16 protein-coding genes, 1 other RNA gene and 1 pseudogene are annotated in these 14974 nt (G+C 67.3%); 10 read left to right on the top strand and 8 right to left on the bottom strand.

What is annotated here, in order from left to right:
* Nucleotides 1-80: 80 nt before the first annotated feature.
* Nucleotides 81-431: a transfer-messenger RNA gene (gene ssrA / locus ACQKJZ_RS07975) on the bottom strand.
* A gap of 37 nt (nt 432-468) precedes the next feature.
* Here ssrA and ACQKJZ_RS07970 point away from each other — a divergent pair.
* Nucleotides 469-900, top strand: a complete 432-nt coding sequence (locus tag ACQKJZ_RS07970; protein ID WP_219018970.1) for an RrF2 family transcriptional regulator — start codon at nt 469-471, stop codon at nt 898-900.
* A 59-nt stretch (nt 901-959) separates the two neighbouring features.
* Here ACQKJZ_RS07970 and mscL read toward each other — a convergent pair whose 3' ends face one another.
* Entirely contained in the window at nt 960-1412 is a 453-nt protein-coding gene (gene mscL, locus ACQKJZ_RS07965; RefSeq protein WP_312489280.1) for a large conductance mechanosensitive channel protein MscL, read from the bottom strand.
* Between the two features lie 110 nt (nt 1413-1522).
* Here mscL and ACQKJZ_RS07960 point away from each other — a divergent pair, with 110 nt between their 5' ends.
* Genes ACQKJZ_RS07960 through ACQKJZ_RS07945 form a run of 4 tightly spaced genes read left to right on the top strand, consistent with a single transcriptional unit; the run spans nt 1523 to nt 4235 of the window.
* On the top strand, nt 1523-2116 hold the full coding sequence (locus ACQKJZ_RS07960) for a LemA family protein (RefSeq protein ID WP_427730652.1): 594 nt from the start codon (nt 1523-1525) through the stop codon (nt 2114-2116).
* Nucleotides 2117-2126: 10 nt separating this feature from the next.
* A complete protein-coding gene (locus ACQKJZ_RS07955; protein ID WP_427730651.1) occupies nt 2127-3038 on the top strand; it encodes a TPM domain-containing protein in 912 nt (303 codons plus the stop codon).
* Nucleotide 3039: 1 nt separating this feature from the next.
* Nucleotides 3040-3705 carry a TPM domain-containing protein gene (locus ACQKJZ_RS07950; RefSeq protein WP_427730650.1) on the top strand — a complete coding sequence of 222 codons (666 nt, stop codon included), beginning with the start codon at nt 3040-3042 and terminating at the stop codon, nt 3703-3705.
* Nucleotides 3702-4235: an NUDIX hydrolase gene (locus tag ACQKJZ_RS07945; RefSeq protein WP_427730649.1), complete on the top strand. Its 534-nt coding sequence runs from the start codon at nt 3702-3704 to the stop codon at nt 4233-4235. Before ACQKJZ_RS07950 ends, ACQKJZ_RS07945 begins: the two co-directional genes overlap by 4 nt.
* Nucleotides 4236-4681: 446 nt before the next feature.
* On the opposite strand, the gene ACQKJZ_RS07940 is transcribed toward ACQKJZ_RS07945, so the two are convergent.
* The 3 genes from ACQKJZ_RS07940 to ACQKJZ_RS07930 form a co-directional block, all read right to left on the bottom strand.
* Nucleotides 4682-4963, bottom strand: coding sequence for an ETC complex I subunit (locus tag ACQKJZ_RS07940; RefSeq protein ID WP_427730648.1), 282 nt, complete (start codon nt 4961-4963; stop codon nt 4682-4684).
* 12 nt (nt 4964-4975) lie between these two features.
* Entirely contained in the window at nt 4976-7426 is a 2451-nt protein-coding gene (hrpB, locus tag ACQKJZ_RS07935) for an ATP-dependent helicase HrpB (protein WP_427730647.1), read from the bottom strand.
* Nucleotides 7427-7786: 360 nt separating this feature from the next.
* Nucleotides 7787-8797, bottom strand: a complete 1011-nt coding sequence (locus ACQKJZ_RS07930; protein ID WP_427730646.1) for a polyprenyl synthetase family protein — start codon at nt 8795-8797, stop codon at nt 7787-7789.
* Between the two features lie 107 nt (nt 8798-8904).
* On the opposite strand from ACQKJZ_RS07930, the gene ACQKJZ_RS07925 reads away from it, so the two are divergent.
* Nucleotides 8905-9183 carry a chorismate mutase gene (locus tag ACQKJZ_RS07925; RefSeq protein WP_427730645.1) on the top strand — a complete coding sequence of 93 codons (279 nt, stop codon included), beginning with the start codon at nt 8905-8907 and terminating at the stop codon, nt 9181-9183.
* Nucleotides 9183-9854 (top strand): thymidylate kinase, encoded by a 672-nt coding sequence (locus ACQKJZ_RS07920; RefSeq protein WP_427730644.1) that lies wholly within the window; start codon nt 9183-9185, stop codon nt 9852-9854. The genes ACQKJZ_RS07925 and ACQKJZ_RS07920 overlap by 1 nt, the downstream gene beginning before the upstream one ends.
* A 413-nt stretch (nt 9855-10267) precedes the next feature.
* Here ACQKJZ_RS07920 and ACQKJZ_RS07915 read toward each other — a convergent pair whose 3' ends face one another.
* Nucleotides 10268-10861, bottom strand: coding sequence for an NADPH-dependent FMN reductase (locus tag ACQKJZ_RS07915; RefSeq protein ID WP_427730643.1), 594 nt, complete (start codon nt 10859-10861; stop codon nt 10268-10270).
* Nucleotides 10862-10972: 111 nt separating this feature from the next.
* On the opposite strand from ACQKJZ_RS07915, the pseudogene ACQKJZ_RS07910 reads away from it, so the two are divergent.
* Nucleotides 10973-11820: pseudogene (locus ACQKJZ_RS07910) on the top strand (MipA/OmpV family protein).
* Here the strand turns inward: ACQKJZ_RS07910 and ACQKJZ_RS07905 are convergent.
* Complete coding sequence (locus ACQKJZ_RS07905) at nt 11815-12000, bottom strand: hypothetical protein (RefSeq protein WP_312489291.1); 186 nt, start codon at nt 11998-12000, stop codon at nt 11815-11817. The pseudogene ACQKJZ_RS07910 and the gene ACQKJZ_RS07905 sit on opposite strands and share 6 nt — an antisense overlap.
* A gap of 58 nt (nt 12001-12058) precedes the next feature.
* Nucleotides 12059-12268: a cold-shock protein gene (locus ACQKJZ_RS07900; protein ID WP_042491318.1), complete on the bottom strand. Its 210-nt coding sequence runs from the start codon at nt 12266-12268 to the stop codon at nt 12059-12061.
* Nucleotides 12269-12533: 265 nt separating this feature from the next.
* On the opposite strand from ACQKJZ_RS07900, the gene ACQKJZ_RS07895 reads away from it, so the two are divergent.
* Both ACQKJZ_RS07895 and ACQKJZ_RS07890 read left to right on the top strand, forming a co-directional pair.
* Nucleotides 12534-14579, top strand: a complete 2046-nt coding sequence (locus ACQKJZ_RS07895) for a carbon starvation CstA family protein (RefSeq protein ID WP_427730642.1) — start codon at nt 12534-12536, stop codon at nt 14577-14579.
* Between the two features lie 10 nt (nt 14580-14589).
* On the top strand, nt 14590-14772 hold the full coding sequence (locus tag ACQKJZ_RS07890; RefSeq protein ID WP_427730641.1) for a YbdD/YjiX family protein: 183 nt from the start codon (nt 14590-14592) through the stop codon (nt 14770-14772).
* Nucleotides 14773-14974: the final 202 nt, after the last annotated feature.

Here is a 14974-nt window from a genome sequence, read left to right as displayed (position 1 = left end):
TGGCAAGGTGCCCAGCACCCACCATCACATCAAATCCGGGAAAGTGGGGAGCTTCTGTTGCCCGGTGCTCCCCGTACCGCTGGATTCCCCTTCTGTTGCCCGGTGGGGTCCGACCGCGCTATTTTGGTGTAATGTCAGGCCGTGAGGCCCTCAATTACGCCGCAATCGCGAGTGCTTCGTTATCGTTGGCACTTGTGTGTAATGGGCCGTTGCGGTGGTCCCATTCCGAACGAAAACAGCGCTTTTCAACACACGTCGATCCTGGTTCGGCCCCGTCAGAAACGGTGTCCAAGTACACCACCTTTTATGGTGGAGCCGCCGGGTACTGCCCCCGGGTCCGCTGCGTCTATTACACGCCGCAGTTTATCGTCATAGCCGGGTGAAACCCGGCACGAACGGATATAGGAAGCCGCGTGGCATTACGCAAATGCCTTTCGCTCGCCCCATTTTGGGTCCATGGGGTCGCGCATGTTGACCCAGCGGTCCCGTTATGCGTTGCGCGCGATGCTGTTCCTCGCGGAAATGCCGCCGGCCGGTCCGCCGACCTCGATGACGCGCATCGCGGCGGAGGCCAATGTGCCGCGCAAGTTCTTGGAGCTGATCCTCGCCGATCTGAAGGGCGCGCAACTGCTCGACAGCCAGCGGGGCAAGATGGGCGGCTATCGCCTCGCCCGCGCGGCGCATCTGATCTCGCTGGGCGACATCATCCGCACGATCGAAGGACCGCTGGCGCTGGTGCCGTGCGTCAGCCGCACCGCCTATCGCCCCTGCAATGATTGCAAGAGCGAGGCGGACTGCGCCATCCGCCATGCGATGATGCGCGTGCGGGACGAGACGGCGCGGATCCTCGACGGCACCAGCCTGGCCGACGCCACCGCCAAGAAGCTGGCGGCGGCGTAAATCCGTCTATCCCTCCCCTGCCGGGGAGAAATTTCAGACCTTTGCCAGAGACAGGATTTTCAAGACCGCCCCGCGCGCAGCTCGTCACGGATTTCGCGCAGCAGCGCGATGTCGGTCGGCTCGGCCTTGGGCGTCTCGGCCGCCTTGGCCTTTTCATGCTCGAACAAGGCGGTCGCGCGGTTCACCGTGCGCACCAGCAGGAAGATGATGAAGGCGACGATCACGAAATTGACCGCCTGCGTCACGAACGCGCCATAGCCCAGCAGCGGCACGCCCGCCTTCTTCAGTGCTGCATAATCGGTCAGCGAGCCCGTATAATTGGCCGGAATCGGCCCCATACGCAGGAAATAGCTGGAGAAATCCAGCCCGCCGAAAATCTTGCCAATCACCGGCATCAGTACGTCGTCGGTCAACGACGTCACGATCTTGCTGAACGCCGCGCCGATGATCACCGCCACCGCCAGGTCCAGGACATTGCCCCGCGCGATGAAAGCGCGGAATTCCTTGAGCATCGCCCACTCCTTCTGTTTGCGTGGTCGCCCAAGGGTATCGTCGCTTTTCCCCTTCGCCAAGGGACGCGCGCGTCTTATATAGACCAGACAGTTGACAGAGGAATATTCGAATGCGTCGTCCCGTTCTTGCCCTGACCCCGGTCGTGATGGCCGTCGCCCTGTCCGGCTGCGGCATGAACAGCGTGCCCACCGCGGAGGAAAATGTGAACGCGAAATGGGCCGACGTCCAGGCCGCCTATCAGCGCCGCGCCAACCTGATCCCCAATCTGGAAGCCACGGTGAAGGGCGCCGCCGCCTCGGAAAAATCCATCCTGACCGACGTGGTCAACGCGCGCGCGCGGGCGACCTCGGTCCAGGTCAACGCCAAGGACCTGTCTGACCCCGCCAAGATGCAGCAGTTCGCACAGGCGCAAGGGCAGTTGAGCGGCTCGCTCGGCCGCCTGCTCGCCAATGTCGAGGCCTATCCGAACCTGAAGAGCCAGGATAATTTCCAGACGCTGATGAGCCAGCTCGAGGGCACCGAGAACCGCATCAACATCGCTATCGGCGACTACAACAAGGCGGTGCAGGCGTATAACACGCGCATCCGCACCTTCCCCGACGCGATCGGTGCCAAGGTCTTCTACGGCGCCAAGCCCAAGACGCCCTATCAGGCGACTACGCCGGGGGCCGAGAACGCGCCCAAGGTGAATTTCGATAGCTGATCGATTTCCCATGACCCGGTTCACCCGGCTGCTTCGCCCGGTCCTCGGGCTCTGGCTGATCCTCTGCGCCGTCCCCGCGATGGCGCAGAGTTTTCCCAAGTTCGACGGTCTGGTCGTCGATGCGGCGAACAAGATCGACCCCGCGACCAAGGCGCAGTTGGAGGCGAAGCTGGAAGCGCTGCAAAAGGATACCGGCCGCCAGCTGGTCGTCGCGACCATCCCGGACCTGCAGGGCTATCCGATCGAGGATTATGGGTATCGGCTGGGCCGCGCCTGGGGTGTCGGCCTGAAGGATGCCGATAACGGCGCGATCCTGTTCGTCGCGCCCAATGAGGGCAAGGGTCAGCGCGGCCCCCGGCTGGAGGTCGGGCGCGGATTGGAGCCGATTCTGACCGACGCCTGGTCGTCGCAGATGATCCGCACGCTGATGCTGCCCCGCCTGCGCGAATCGAGCGACATATCGGGCGCACTGAATGCGGGCGCGGATGCGGTGATCGCACAGCTCCGCGCCTCGCCCGAGGAAGCCCAGGCCAAGGTGGCCGAGGCCGCCAAGCAGTTCGACCGCCAGCATCGGCGCGGTGGCGGCGACGGCGACGGCGACGGCTTTCCCATCCTGATCGTGCTGGTCATCTTCATCGGCGGGTTCGTCGTACTGACGATCCTACGCCGCAAACAGGGCCAGCGTTTCCACGACGATGACGATGATGACCGTGGCGGCGGTGGCGGGGGCGGCCGTCGCGGCGGCGGGGCCTGGCCGATCATCCTTTGGGGCCCCGGCTGGGGCAGCGGCGGCGGATCGGGAGGCGGCTGGAATTCGGGCGGATCGTCCGGCGGGGGCAGCGACGGATCGTGGTTCGGCGGCGGCTTTACCGGCGGCGGCGGGGGTGATTTCGGCGGCGGCGGCGCATCGGGGGATTGGTGAGATGTTGAGCGAAGCCGATAGCGACCTTGTCACCGCTGCCGTCGCGCGCGCCGAAGCGACGACCGATGCCGAGATCGTCACCATCGTTGCGCCCCGTTCGGACGAGTATCGCGACATCGCCTTATGGTTCGCCGCGCCCGCCATGCTGCTGGTGCCGTTGTTCGCGGCGCTATTCCCCGATCTGGGGCTGAAGCTGCTGGCGCTGGTCCATGACGCGTGGAGCGCGCCGGGCGAGGACCTGATCCTGGGCGCGGTGATGATCGCGCAGATTCTGGTCTTCGGCCTGGTCTTCGTGTTGCTCGGCCCCGTGACGCGGCGCATCGCGCTGGTGCCCAAGAGCATCCGTCACGCCCGCGTCCGGGCGCGCGCGGTCCTTCTGTTCCGCGTCTCGGCCGAGCGGCGGACCGACAGCCGCTACGGCGTGCTGCTCTACCTCTCCGAGGACGAGCATATGGCCGAGATCGTCGCCGACTCCGGGCTGACCGGCAAGGTCGGGCCGGAGACTTGGGGCCGGGCGATGGCGGTGATGCTGCCGCATGTTGCGAAGGGGAATGTCGGCGAGGGGATGAGCGCGGCGGTCGAGCGCATCGGGCTTGTGCTCAACCAACATTTCCCCAAGACGGCGGCCGACACCAACGAACTGCCGGACAGACCCATCTCGCTATGACCGATCCCCGTATGGACGCCCCCCTCGAAACCCTGGCCGAGGGGCGGTTCCTCGCGCTGCGCAAGCGCGGCCATTGGGAATATGCCGACCGACCGCGCAACATCCGCGCCGCCGTGATCCTGGCAGTGGAGGACGACCATATCCTGCTGGTCGAGCAATTCCGCATCCCCGTAGGCGCCCCCTGCCTAGAAATGCCCGCCGGCCTAATCGGGGACGAGACCGAGGGAGAAGCGGTGCTCGACGGCGCGGCGCGCGAGTTGGAGGAGGAAACCGGCTATCGCCCGTCCAGGATCGAGGCGCTGGGGGAGTTCTGCTCCTCGCCCGGCATGACGTCGGAGCGGTTCACACTGGTCCGTGCGAGCGGCCTGGTGAAGGTCGGCGAAGGTGGTGGCGATTCGGACGAGCAGATCGTCGTGCACCGGGTGAAGTTGTCCGAGGTTCCGGCCTTCATCGCCGAACGACGGGCGGCGGGCGTCGTGATGGATGCCAAGCTGCTGCTGTTGCTGAGCGGCGGCATCTTGGGCTTTTAACTTCACGCGAAGCCGCGAAGACGATTTATCGCGCGGAGACGCGGAGGCGCAGAGATGTCGTATTCGCGGCAGCGAAATATCTCTTCAACCAGCCGTTTGTAATGCGCGTCCGATGCCACCAGATACGCCACCTCCGCGCTCTCTGCGCCTCCGCGTGAACCCATTCTGAAAATCTTCGCGTCATCGCGGCTTCGCGAGAACAGATCGCGACACGCGGGAACCTACAGAATGACGTCAAGAAGGTTGGTTCGCGCAGAGGCGCGGAGGGCGCAGAGAGGGCTTGCTCGCGGAAGCGACATTCCCCTCCAACAGGCCGGTTATGATGCGATCCCGATGCCGCCGGGCGCGACACCTCCGCGTCTCCGCGCCTCCGCGCGAACCCACCTTCTCAAGCGCTGCGCGTGCGAAAGAAAAAGCGCCCCGGTTTCAACCGGAGCGCTCGAACATCAGCGGAAATTGTCAGCGTAGCTTTGCAGCTTCAGCGTCTTTTGCGGCGTCGGCACGACATGATGGTCGAGGCCCTCGCGCTGGCAATAGGCGATCGCCTCTTCCAGCGTCGCGAAGGTCAGGCGCAGCTGCTCCCGCGTGTCGCCGCTGCCGGCCCAGCCGGTCAGGGGATCGGGCTTTTTCGCCTCGGTCGGTTCGAATTCGAGTTGCCAGCGATCGGTCCGGTACTTGCCGGATTGCATCGCGTTCTTGGGGCGCTGGAAGATGCGAGCAGTGGCCATAATGTCTGTCCCTTATCGCGAACCGGCGGCTCTTGCATCCGCCTTTTTCGTGCGCAGTGTCGCGGAGGCCGCCGCCGGGTCGTCGGGCCAGGGATGGCGGGGGTAGCGGCCCCGCATTTCCTTGGCCACCGCGCTCCAGCTGCCCGCCCAGAAATCGGGCAAATCGCGCGTCGTCTGGATCGGACGCCCAGCGGGCGAGGTCAGGCTGAGAACCAGCGGCACGCGCTCCGTCCCGATCACCGGATGCTCCGCCAGCCCGAAGAGCGCCTGCACGCGTAACTCGACGCGCGGGCCGCCTTCGGCCGCATAATCAATCGCATGGGTGCTGCCCGCCGGGCTGGTGAAGTGCGACGGCGCCATCGAATCGATCCGGCGCTGGTCGTTCCAATCGACCAGATTGCGGATCGCCTCGGTCAGCGTACCGGTCGCGATGGCATCCAGCCGCCGCTTGCCCGCCACCAGCGTAGGCAGCCAGTCGTCGAGCAGCTCGATCAACGTCTCGTCGTCGAGCGCCACCCCGGCATAGGCGGCGCGCGCACGATAGGCCCCCGCCGCCTCGCTCCACGGCAGCAGCGACAGGCCGTGCGTCCGCACCCCCTCGACCAGCGCCTCCGCGATGGCCTCGGCCGATGCGCCCGAATCAGGACCGCTCGACAGGCGGAGCCCGCCCAATCGTCGTTCGCGCAAGGCCTCGATGCCGCCGGTCGCGGGGTTGAAGGTCACGGTGCGGCGCGTCTCGATCCGATCGGCGAACAGCGCCTCGACGGTGGCGAGGTCAAGCGGCGTGGCGGACAGGATGCGCGCGCCCGACGCCGCCCCTTGCGTCTCGCCGACCGCCAGCCATTCCGCACCCGCCAGCGCCGAGGCCGGATCGAGCCGGAAGCCGCGCCCGCCGACGCTGGCCCAATTCTCGCCCGTCCCGTCGCGCCGCCGCGCCACCCGGTCGGGATAGGCGAGCGCGAGGCAGACCCCCGCCGCATGATCCCATGCTTCCTGCTCGACCGACTTGGGGGCGAGGCTCGTCCAGCGCTTGGCCATCTGCCGCGCTGCTTCGGCCTTGGGACCGCGCTCGCTCCGCCAGCGGCGCAGGCGCTGTTCGACATCGACATCCTGCCCGCCGATGCCCCGCTCGCCGAGCAGCACCGCGACCTCGGCGGCGGTGGCGGCGAGGCCCCGCTCGCCGCTGCGGATCAGCATATGCGCAAGACGCGGGGGCATGGGCAGTTTGGCGATCGCCTTGCCATGCGCGGTCGGGCGGCTGCTGTCGTCCAGCGCCTCCAGCACGGTAAGGCGCGCGCGGGCTTCGGCGACGGCGGCCTCGGGGGGTGGATCGAGCCAGGGGAGCGCGCGCGGATCACCGACGCCCCACAGCGCGGTGCCGAGCAACAGCGCCGACAGGTCCGCCTCCAGGATTTCGGGCGGATCGAAACGCGGCAAGCCCGCCGTCGCGGCTTCCTCCCACAGGCGATAGGCGACGCCTGGCGACTGGCGCGCGGCGCGGCCTGCACGCTGGATGACGGCGGCCTGGCTGGCGCGTTCGGTGACGAGTCGGGTCATCCCCGCCGCGCGGTCGTAGCGCGGACGGCGGGCGAGCCCCGAATCGACCACGATCCGCACCCCATCGAGCGTCAGGCTGGTCTCCGCGATCGAGGTGGCGAGCACGATCCGCCGCCGTCCCTCGGGGTCTCGCCGGATCGCCGCGCGCTGGGCCGCCGGGTCGAGCGAGCCGTGGAGTTCGTGGACTGCGATGCTGTCGGGCAGGTTCGCCAGCCGTTCGGCGGTGCGCGCGATCTCGGCGGTGCCGGGCAGGAAGGCCAGGATGTCGCCCTCCGCCTCGTCCTGAAGCGCGCGGCGGATGGCGGCGGCGACCAAGTCCTCGATTCGCGCCTCCGCCGCCCGGCCGAGATGGCGCAGGGTCAGCGGATAGCTGCGCCCCTCGCTCTCGATCACGGGCGCGTCGCCCATCAAGCTGGAGAAGCGGCGGCCGTCGAGCGTCGCCGACATGGCGACCAGCCGCAGGTCGGGCCGCAGGCCCGCCTGCGCGTCGAGCGCCAGCGCCAGGCCGAAATCGCCGTCGAGGCTCCGCTCATGCACTTCGTCGAACAGCACCACCGACACGCCCGCCAGTTCGGGATCGGCCTGAATGCGCGCGACGAAGATACCTTCGGTGACGACGGTCACGCGGGTCGCCGCGCTGACCTTCGTATCCATGCGGGTGGCATAGCCGAAGGTGCGGCCGACCGGCTCCTCGGCGAGCGCGGCCATGCGCTCGGCGGCGGCACGCGCGGCGAGGCGGCGGGGGGAGAGGAGCAGGACTTCGCCGGTGCACCAGGGCTGGTCGAGCAGCGCTGGCGCGACGGCGGTGGTCTTGCCCGCACCCGGCGGCGCGACGAGGACGGCGTTGGGGGTGTCGGCGAGCGCGGTCAGCAGGTCGGGCAGGACGGCGGTGACGGGCAGGGTCATGGCGCTGCGATACGGGGTTTGGCGGGCGGGGTGAAGAACCCCTGCCACACCTCCGCTTAGCCCCGACGTCCGTTCAGCTCCCCACCTCCGTTCAGCCTGAGCGTAGTCGAAGGCCACGGGAAAGCCTGTCCGATTGGCGAATGTTGGGGCGTAGGCTTCGACTTCGCTCAGCCTGAACGGAGGTTGGGATGATAGCCCTGCCGGGCGTACCGCCCCGGCGAAGGCCGGGGCCCAGCTTCCACCACGCCGGTGGCGCGCTATGCGAAGCGGGGGAGGCACCGCGTCGCGCCTTCGATCATTTACGACAACTGGACCCCGGCCTTCGCCGGGGTGGTGCTGGATTTGGGGCCTCGGGAAAGCCTAATACGCCCGCGCGACCGCGAACTCGACCGCCTCGATCATCGCGCTCTTCGCCGGACCATCGGCGAAGCCTCGGATCGCCTCGATCGCCAGCCCACCATAATGCCGCGCGCGCGCCATCGTATCATCGACCGCCCGGCTCTTGCGGACCAGCGCAATGGCGTGAGCGAAGTCCTCGTCCGAGGTACGTCGTCCCTCGACCGCGTCCTTCCAGAACTGCCGCTCTTCCTCATTGCCGCACGCATAGGCCAGGATCACCGGCAGGGTCATCTTGCCCTCGCGGAAATCGTCGCCCGCATCCTTACCCATCGTGCCGGCGTCCGACACATAGTCGATCGCATCGTCGATCAACTGGAATGCGATGCCCAGGTTGCGCCCATAGGCCTCCAGCGCCAGTTCCTCCGCCTCGGGCCGCTCGGCGACGACCGCCGCGATACGACAGGCGGCGGCGAAGAGTGCTGCGGTCTTGGCGTCGATGATCGACAGATAGCGTTCCTCAGGGAGGCCCACCTGTCGCACGGCGGTCAGCTGGTTGACCTCGCCCTCGGCGATCACCGCCGAGGCACCCGACAGGATGTTCAGCACCTTCAGGCTACCGGCATCGACCATCAGCTGGAAGGAGCGGCTGAACAGGAAGTCGCCGACCAGCACGCTGGCGGGATTGCCCCAAATGATGTTGGCCGTCCGCCGCCCGCGCCGCAGATCCGATCCGTCGACGACATCGTCGTGGAGCAGCGTGGCGGTGTGGATGAACTCGACCGCCGCCGCCAGGACATGGTGGCTGGTGCCCTGATAGCCCAGCAGTTGCGCGCTGGCGAGCGTCAGCATCGGGCGCATCCGCTTGCCGCCGCCCGAGATCAGATGCCCGGCCAATTGCGGGATCAGCGGGATCTCCGAGCGCATCCGGTCGATGATGACCTGGTTCACGGCGTTCATGTCGTCGGCCACCAGCCGGATCATCGGGTCCAGCGAGGGCGCGGGCTTGGCGAGGCGGGTGGCGGTTACGGTCATGGGCAGGTAAGAGCCTCTGGCGACAACGCTTGCCGAACGCAAGCCTAAGCGCAAAAGGGCGCACGTGAAATCGTGCGCCGCACATGCCATAGGGAGCTAGGCCACTCATGTCCGACACCGTGCTGACCGGCTATCGCCAGTCGATCGACAATATCGATGCCGCGCTGGTCTTCATGCTGGCCGAGCGGTTCAAGATCACCCAGGCGGTCGGACGCTACAAGGCGGAGAACGAGCTGCCCCCCGCCGATCCGAACCGCGAGGAGGCGCAGATCGGGCGGCTGCGCCAACTGGCGAGCGATGCGCAGCTGGACCCCGAATTTTCCGAGAAATTCCTGCGCTTCATCATCGATGAGGTCATTCGCCACCATGAAGGCTTTCGCGGCTGATGGCGTTCCTGCTGGCGATCGAGGGCGCGGACGGCGCGGGGAAAGCGACCGCGACGGCGGCGGTGACCGAGCGGCTGAACGCCGCCGGCGTGTCGGCGGCGGCCCTGTCCTTCCCGCGCTATGCAGAGACGGTCGGCGGCTGGGCGCTGGGGGAGTATCTGGCGGGCCGCCTGCCCCACGCTGCCGCGCCTGAGACGGCGGCGACGCTCTACGCGCTCGACCGATTCGAATCGCGCCCGCACCTGATCGAGCTGGCGGAGCGCCATGACGTCATCGTCTTCGACCGCTATATCGCGTCGAACATGGCCTATCAGGCGGCGCAGGTGCCGGCGGAGCAAGCCGAGGCGCTGCTGCAATGGATCGAGCGGCTGGAGACGGTGCAGTTCCGCCTGCCGGCACCCCATCTGTCGGTCTATCTCGACACGCCGCTCGACATCGCGCGCGAATTGATCGCCAAGAAGCACAAGCGCAGCTACACCGACGACACCTATGACGCCTATGAAGCCGATCTGGGGCTTCAGGCGCGAGTACGGGCCAACTACGCCGCGATGGCGGACGGCGCGATGCTGGGGGAATGGGTGACGGTATCGACGGTGGCGCATGGCGGCTTGCGTGATCCGGCGGCGATCGCGGATGAGATCACGGCGCTGGCGATGGAGCGACTGCGCTAACTGTTCCCCGGCGAAGGCCGGGGCCCAGTTTCTAAGCGCTATCGAAGGCGCGGGGCACTTGCCTTCCACGCGACGTTCTGGCGCGCCATCAGCCTTGTAGGAACTGGGCCCCGGCCTTCGCCGGGGGACGGATTTCTTCGACCTGCGGACTTCGCCTTCGGCTGGGGATGGAAACCATTGATCTCACGCGAAGCCGCGATGCCGCGACGAAGAAGAATATGGTTCGCGCGGAGGCGCGGAGAACGCGGAGGTGTCGTACCTGCGGCTCTTGCCGCCTTTCTTCCTTGAGCGATCGAAGAAAAAGGACTGCGCGCTCCCGCGCGCGATACCTCTCTGCGTCCTCTGCGCCTCTGCGCCTCTGCGCGAAACAAGATCTTCGCGGCATCGCGTGAAGCATAATCCCCGCGACGCCCTCAGTTCGACGCGCGGATGGTCCCCGCCAGCGGCGCGAAGCGGGCGACCTGCTGGCCGACCAGGCGCAACTGCCCCTCGACCGTCGGATCGCTGATCTGGCCTTCCGCATCGAATCGCGTCTGCTGCGTGTTGACCGCCGCCGCGAAGGGTGTGGGCCAGCCGCGCAGCGCATGGACGATCGAGCGCAGCGCCGCGATGGTCGAACCCGTCGCCTGCCAACCATAAGCGGTCGCGATCAACCCGACCGGCAGGTCGGCGAAATAGGGGCGGTCGTCCTTCGCGGTCTCTTCCAGCAGGTCGAGCGCGTTCTTCACGAGGCCGGAGATGCTGCCATGATAGCCGGGACTGGCAATGATGATCGCCGAGGCCTGTCGCACGGTATCGACGAAGGCTCGCTCCGCCTCGATCCGTTCGGCCGCGCGCGGATCGTAGAGCGGCAGGCGCGCCAGATCCTCGCCGCCGAAGACATGGGTACGGAACCCCTCATCCGCGGCCGCCGTCATCGCGATCCGCAGCGCTCGCTCGGTCGACGAGACGCTGCCGATCGTGCCGCCGATGCCGACGACGAGCGGGGAAGAAGATGCACTGGCCATGCCGAGCCTTTCACCCCGGAGGGGCGGGCGGGGCAAGCGTTAAGTTTGCGCAACGCCTTCGGTTGCGATGGTACGGATCCGGCCCTATCCCGGATGACAGGGAGATGACGGATGCGTGTCTGGGCCTTGGGATTCGTCGCGTGGCTTGCCGGTCCGGTCGCGGCGCAGGAGGTACGGCAAAGCGCGCCGCCCCCCGGTATCGCGAAACCCGCACCCGGCGCTCCGGCGGGCTGGAGCATCACCATCGGTGCCGCGCCCGTGCTCGGTCCGGCCTGGCAGGGGGCGCGCGACATGGTGCTGTCGCTGTTTCCCGATCTGCGGGTGAATTATGGCGATGCGCTCTTCGCCTCGGTGCCCGACGGGATCGGGTGGAATGCGGTGCGCGGCGACGGCTGGCGGATCGGGCCGCTGGTGAAGGTCCGCTTCGGCCGTGACGAGCGCGATGGCGGCTCGCCCTTCCTGATCGCAGGGGACAGCGACGCGCTGGAGGGCATGGGCAATATCAAGGCGGCGGGTGAAGTCGGCGGCTTCGTCGAGAAATCCTTCGGCCCGCGCCAGGCCTGGCGTATACGGGCGGAGGTACGGCAGGGGTTTGGCGGGCATGACGGTGTGGTCGCGGACCTGTCGGCGGCCTATCGCACGCGGATCGGTGGCGCGATCGTCAGCGCGGGTCCGCGCACGACGCTGGCCAGCGCGCCGTTCATGCGGACCTATTTCGGTATTTCGACGGCGCAGGCGGCGCGTACCGGCCTGGCGCGCTATCGCCCGGATGGCGGGGTGCTGTCCTACGGACTGGGGGGCAACGTCATCCGCCCCTGGGTCGCCGCAGCGCGCTGACCCTGTTCACCAGCCTGGAGCGTTTGGGCGGGCCCGCCGGCGACTCGCCGCTGGTGCGACAGCGGGGACGACGGACGCAGGCGACATTGGGGCTGGGTTACGGCTTCCGCTTCGGCCTATAGTACCGAACGGGCGGCGGCGGCGGCACGCCCCTGTTCCGCGCGCTCGGCCCGGATCGCCATCGCCTCCCATGACGCGGCTGCGCGTTCGCAGCGCTCCCGGACATTCTGAAGGCTCGCATCGGCGGCATTGCCGCGTTCGATCTCGGCCTGGGTGCGAAAAAAGACGGCATCGCGCGACATGGATTATCCCTTTCGACCACAAAAAAAGCGGTAGCCGGGCCGGCTACCGCTTCGACATTCAGGCGGGCTGGAGATTGACCGCCGCCATCTTGCCGCGGCGATCCTGTTCCAGTTCGTAGCTGACCCGCTGATCCTGGTTCAGCGTGATCATGCCGGCGCGTTCGACCGCACTGATATGAACGAACGCGTCGGCGCCGCCATTTTCGGGCGCGATGAAGCCATAGCCCTTGTCGGCGTTGAAGAATTTGACGGTTCCGGTGATGCTCATGGATGTTCCTTCCTTGTGATGGAGCGACGCGAGCGCCGGCTCCGGGGCCGCGGTGCAGGGAAAGAAGGAACGAGCCGCAAAGCAGAGAACCGTCGATTTGCGACTTTAGCAGGATCCCATATCGGGGCCGACACCCCAGAATATAAGAGCCGCGCCGAAAAATACTTCGTCATCGCCCATCGCGGCCCGACACCGACTTTCGGGGTAGCATCCGCTTCTTGGCGGGCTAGAAGGGGGAAAGTCACACAGGAGGACCGGACGGGGCATGACGAAACACCTCCCCTGGATCGCATTGGCGATCGTCGGCGCGGGCGCACTGGGCGTGGTCGCGAGCGTTCGCGGCGAGCCGATCAATGCGCTCTGGATCATCGCGGCGGCGGTGTCGGTCTATCTGATCGCCTATCGCTATTATGCGCTGTTCATCGCGCGGGTGATCGGCATCGACCCCAGCCGCCCCACCCCCGCCATCCGCCGCGCCGATGGCCTGGACTATGTCGCGACCGACCGCACCGTGCTGTTCGGCCACCACTTCGCCGCGATCGCGGGGGCCGGCCCCTTGGTTGGTCCGGTACTGGCGGCGCAGATGGGCTATCTGCCCGGCACGTTATGGATTTTGGCGGGCGTCGTGCTGGCGGGCGCGGTGCAGGATTTTCTGGTCCTGTTCCTGTCGATGCGGCGCGACGGGCGGTCGCTCGGCGAGCTGATCCGCATGGAGATGGGTCCCGTAGCTGGCACCATCGCGCTGTTCGGCGCCTTCATGATCATGGTCATCATCCTGGCGGTGCTGGCGCTGATCGTCGTGCGCGCGCTGGCCGAGAGCCCCTGGGGCCTGTTCACCGTGGCAGCCACCGTGCCGCTGGCCATGCTGATGGGCGGCTATACCCGCTGGGTCCGGCCGGGGAAGATCGGCGAGGTGTCGATCATCGGCTTCATCGGCCTGATCCTCGCCATCGTCTATGGCCAGTCGATCGCCGAGTCGGCCGTCCTCGCGCCGCTGTTCACCTTCGCGCCGGTCCAGCTCTGCTTCCTGTTGATCGGCTACGGCGCGGTCGCCTCGGTCCTGCCGGTATGGCTGCTGCTCGCGCCGCGTGACTATCTGTCGACCTTCCTCAAGATCGGCGCGATCGTAGCGCTGGCGATCGGCATCGTCGTGATGGCGCCACCGCTGAAGATGCCCGCGCTGACCAAATTCATCGACGGCAGCGGCCCGGTCTGGGCGGGACCGCTCTTCCCCTTCCTGTTCATCACCATCGCGTGCGGCGCGGTGTCGGGCTTCCACGCCCTCATCGCCAGCGGCACCACGCCCAAGCTGATCGCCAGCGAGAAGGACGCGCCCTTCATCGGTTACGGCGCGATGCTGATGGAAAGCGCGGTCGCGATCATGGCGCTGGTCGCCGCCTCGATCCTCGATCCGGGCGTCTATTTCGCGATGAACGCCCCCGCCGCCGTGCTGGGCACAGATCCCGCCAGCGCCGCCGCCGCGGTCACCGCGATGGGCTTCCCCATCTCCGCCGACACGCTGGCGCAGCTGGCCAGGGATGTCGGCGAGCATACGATCATTTCCCGCGCGGGCGGTGCGCCGACGCTGGCGGTGGCGATGGCCGAAATCTTCAGCCACCTGTTCGGCGGACAGGCGATGAAGGCCTTCTGGTATCACTTCGCCATTTTGTTCGAGGCGCTGTTCATCCTGACCGCCGTGGACGCCGGCACCCGTGCGGGCCGCTTCATGCTGCAGGACCTGATCGGCCTGGTCGTCCCCAGCTTCCGGGGATCGTCGAAGGTCGCGCCCGGCCTGATCGCGACCGGGCTTTGCGTCGCGGCCTGGGGCTTCTTCCTCTATCAGGGCGTCACCGATCCGCTGGGCGGGGTGAACACGTTGTGGCCGCTGTTCGGCATTTCCAACCAGATGCTGGCCGCCGTGGCGCTGATGCTGGCGACCGTGGTGCTGTTCCGCATGAAGAAGGACCGCTATGCCTGGATCACGGTGATCCCGACCATCTGGCTGCTCGCCTGTACGCTCACCGCCGGGTGGATGAAGATCTTCTCCAGCGACCCGCGCGTCGGCTTCCTGGCGCATGCCGACAAGTTCGCCAGCGCCGCAGCGGAAGGAAAGGTCCTGCCCCCCGCCAAGACCATGGCGGAGATGGGGAGGATCGTCTTCAACGACCGGATCGACGCGGGGCTCTGCGCGATCTTCCTGGGCGTGGTGCTGGCGATCCTGGTCTATGCGGTGCGCACCTGCCTGATCGCGCGGGCGATCGACCGGCCGAGCGTGACCGAGGTGCCGTCTGAAATGGTCGCCGCCGAATGAGCTGGCCCGAATGAACTGGCTCAACCGCCTGCGCCAGATCGGCAACGCCATGGTCGGGATGCCCAGCTATGACGCCTATGTGGCGCACATGGCGGCCAGGCATCCCGACCGCGAGCCGATGGACGAGGTGACCTTCTTCCGCGAGCGGCAACAGGCGCGCTATGGCGGGAAGAATGGCGGGCGGTGCTGCTGATTTCCACGCGAAGCCGCGAGGACGCGAAGAAGATGGGTTCGCGCGGAGACGCGGAGACGCGGAGAGAAAGAGTGGGGCGCTCCCCCCTCCGTTCAGCCTGAGCGTAGTCGAAGGCCACGGGATAACGCCCGCCCGCGCGGTCCGAACGCGCCAGCGTTCATGGAGCCTGCGGCTCGAGGCTCCTTAGGCGACTCCTTCCCGT

Origin of the sequence: Sphingomonas sp. NPDC019816 (assembly GCF_050274375.1) — a bacterium.
GTDB lineage: Bacteria > Pseudomonadota > Alphaproteobacteria > Sphingomonadales > Sphingomonadaceae > Sphingomonas.
This window is presented reverse-complemented; position numbering and strand designations above follow the sequence as displayed.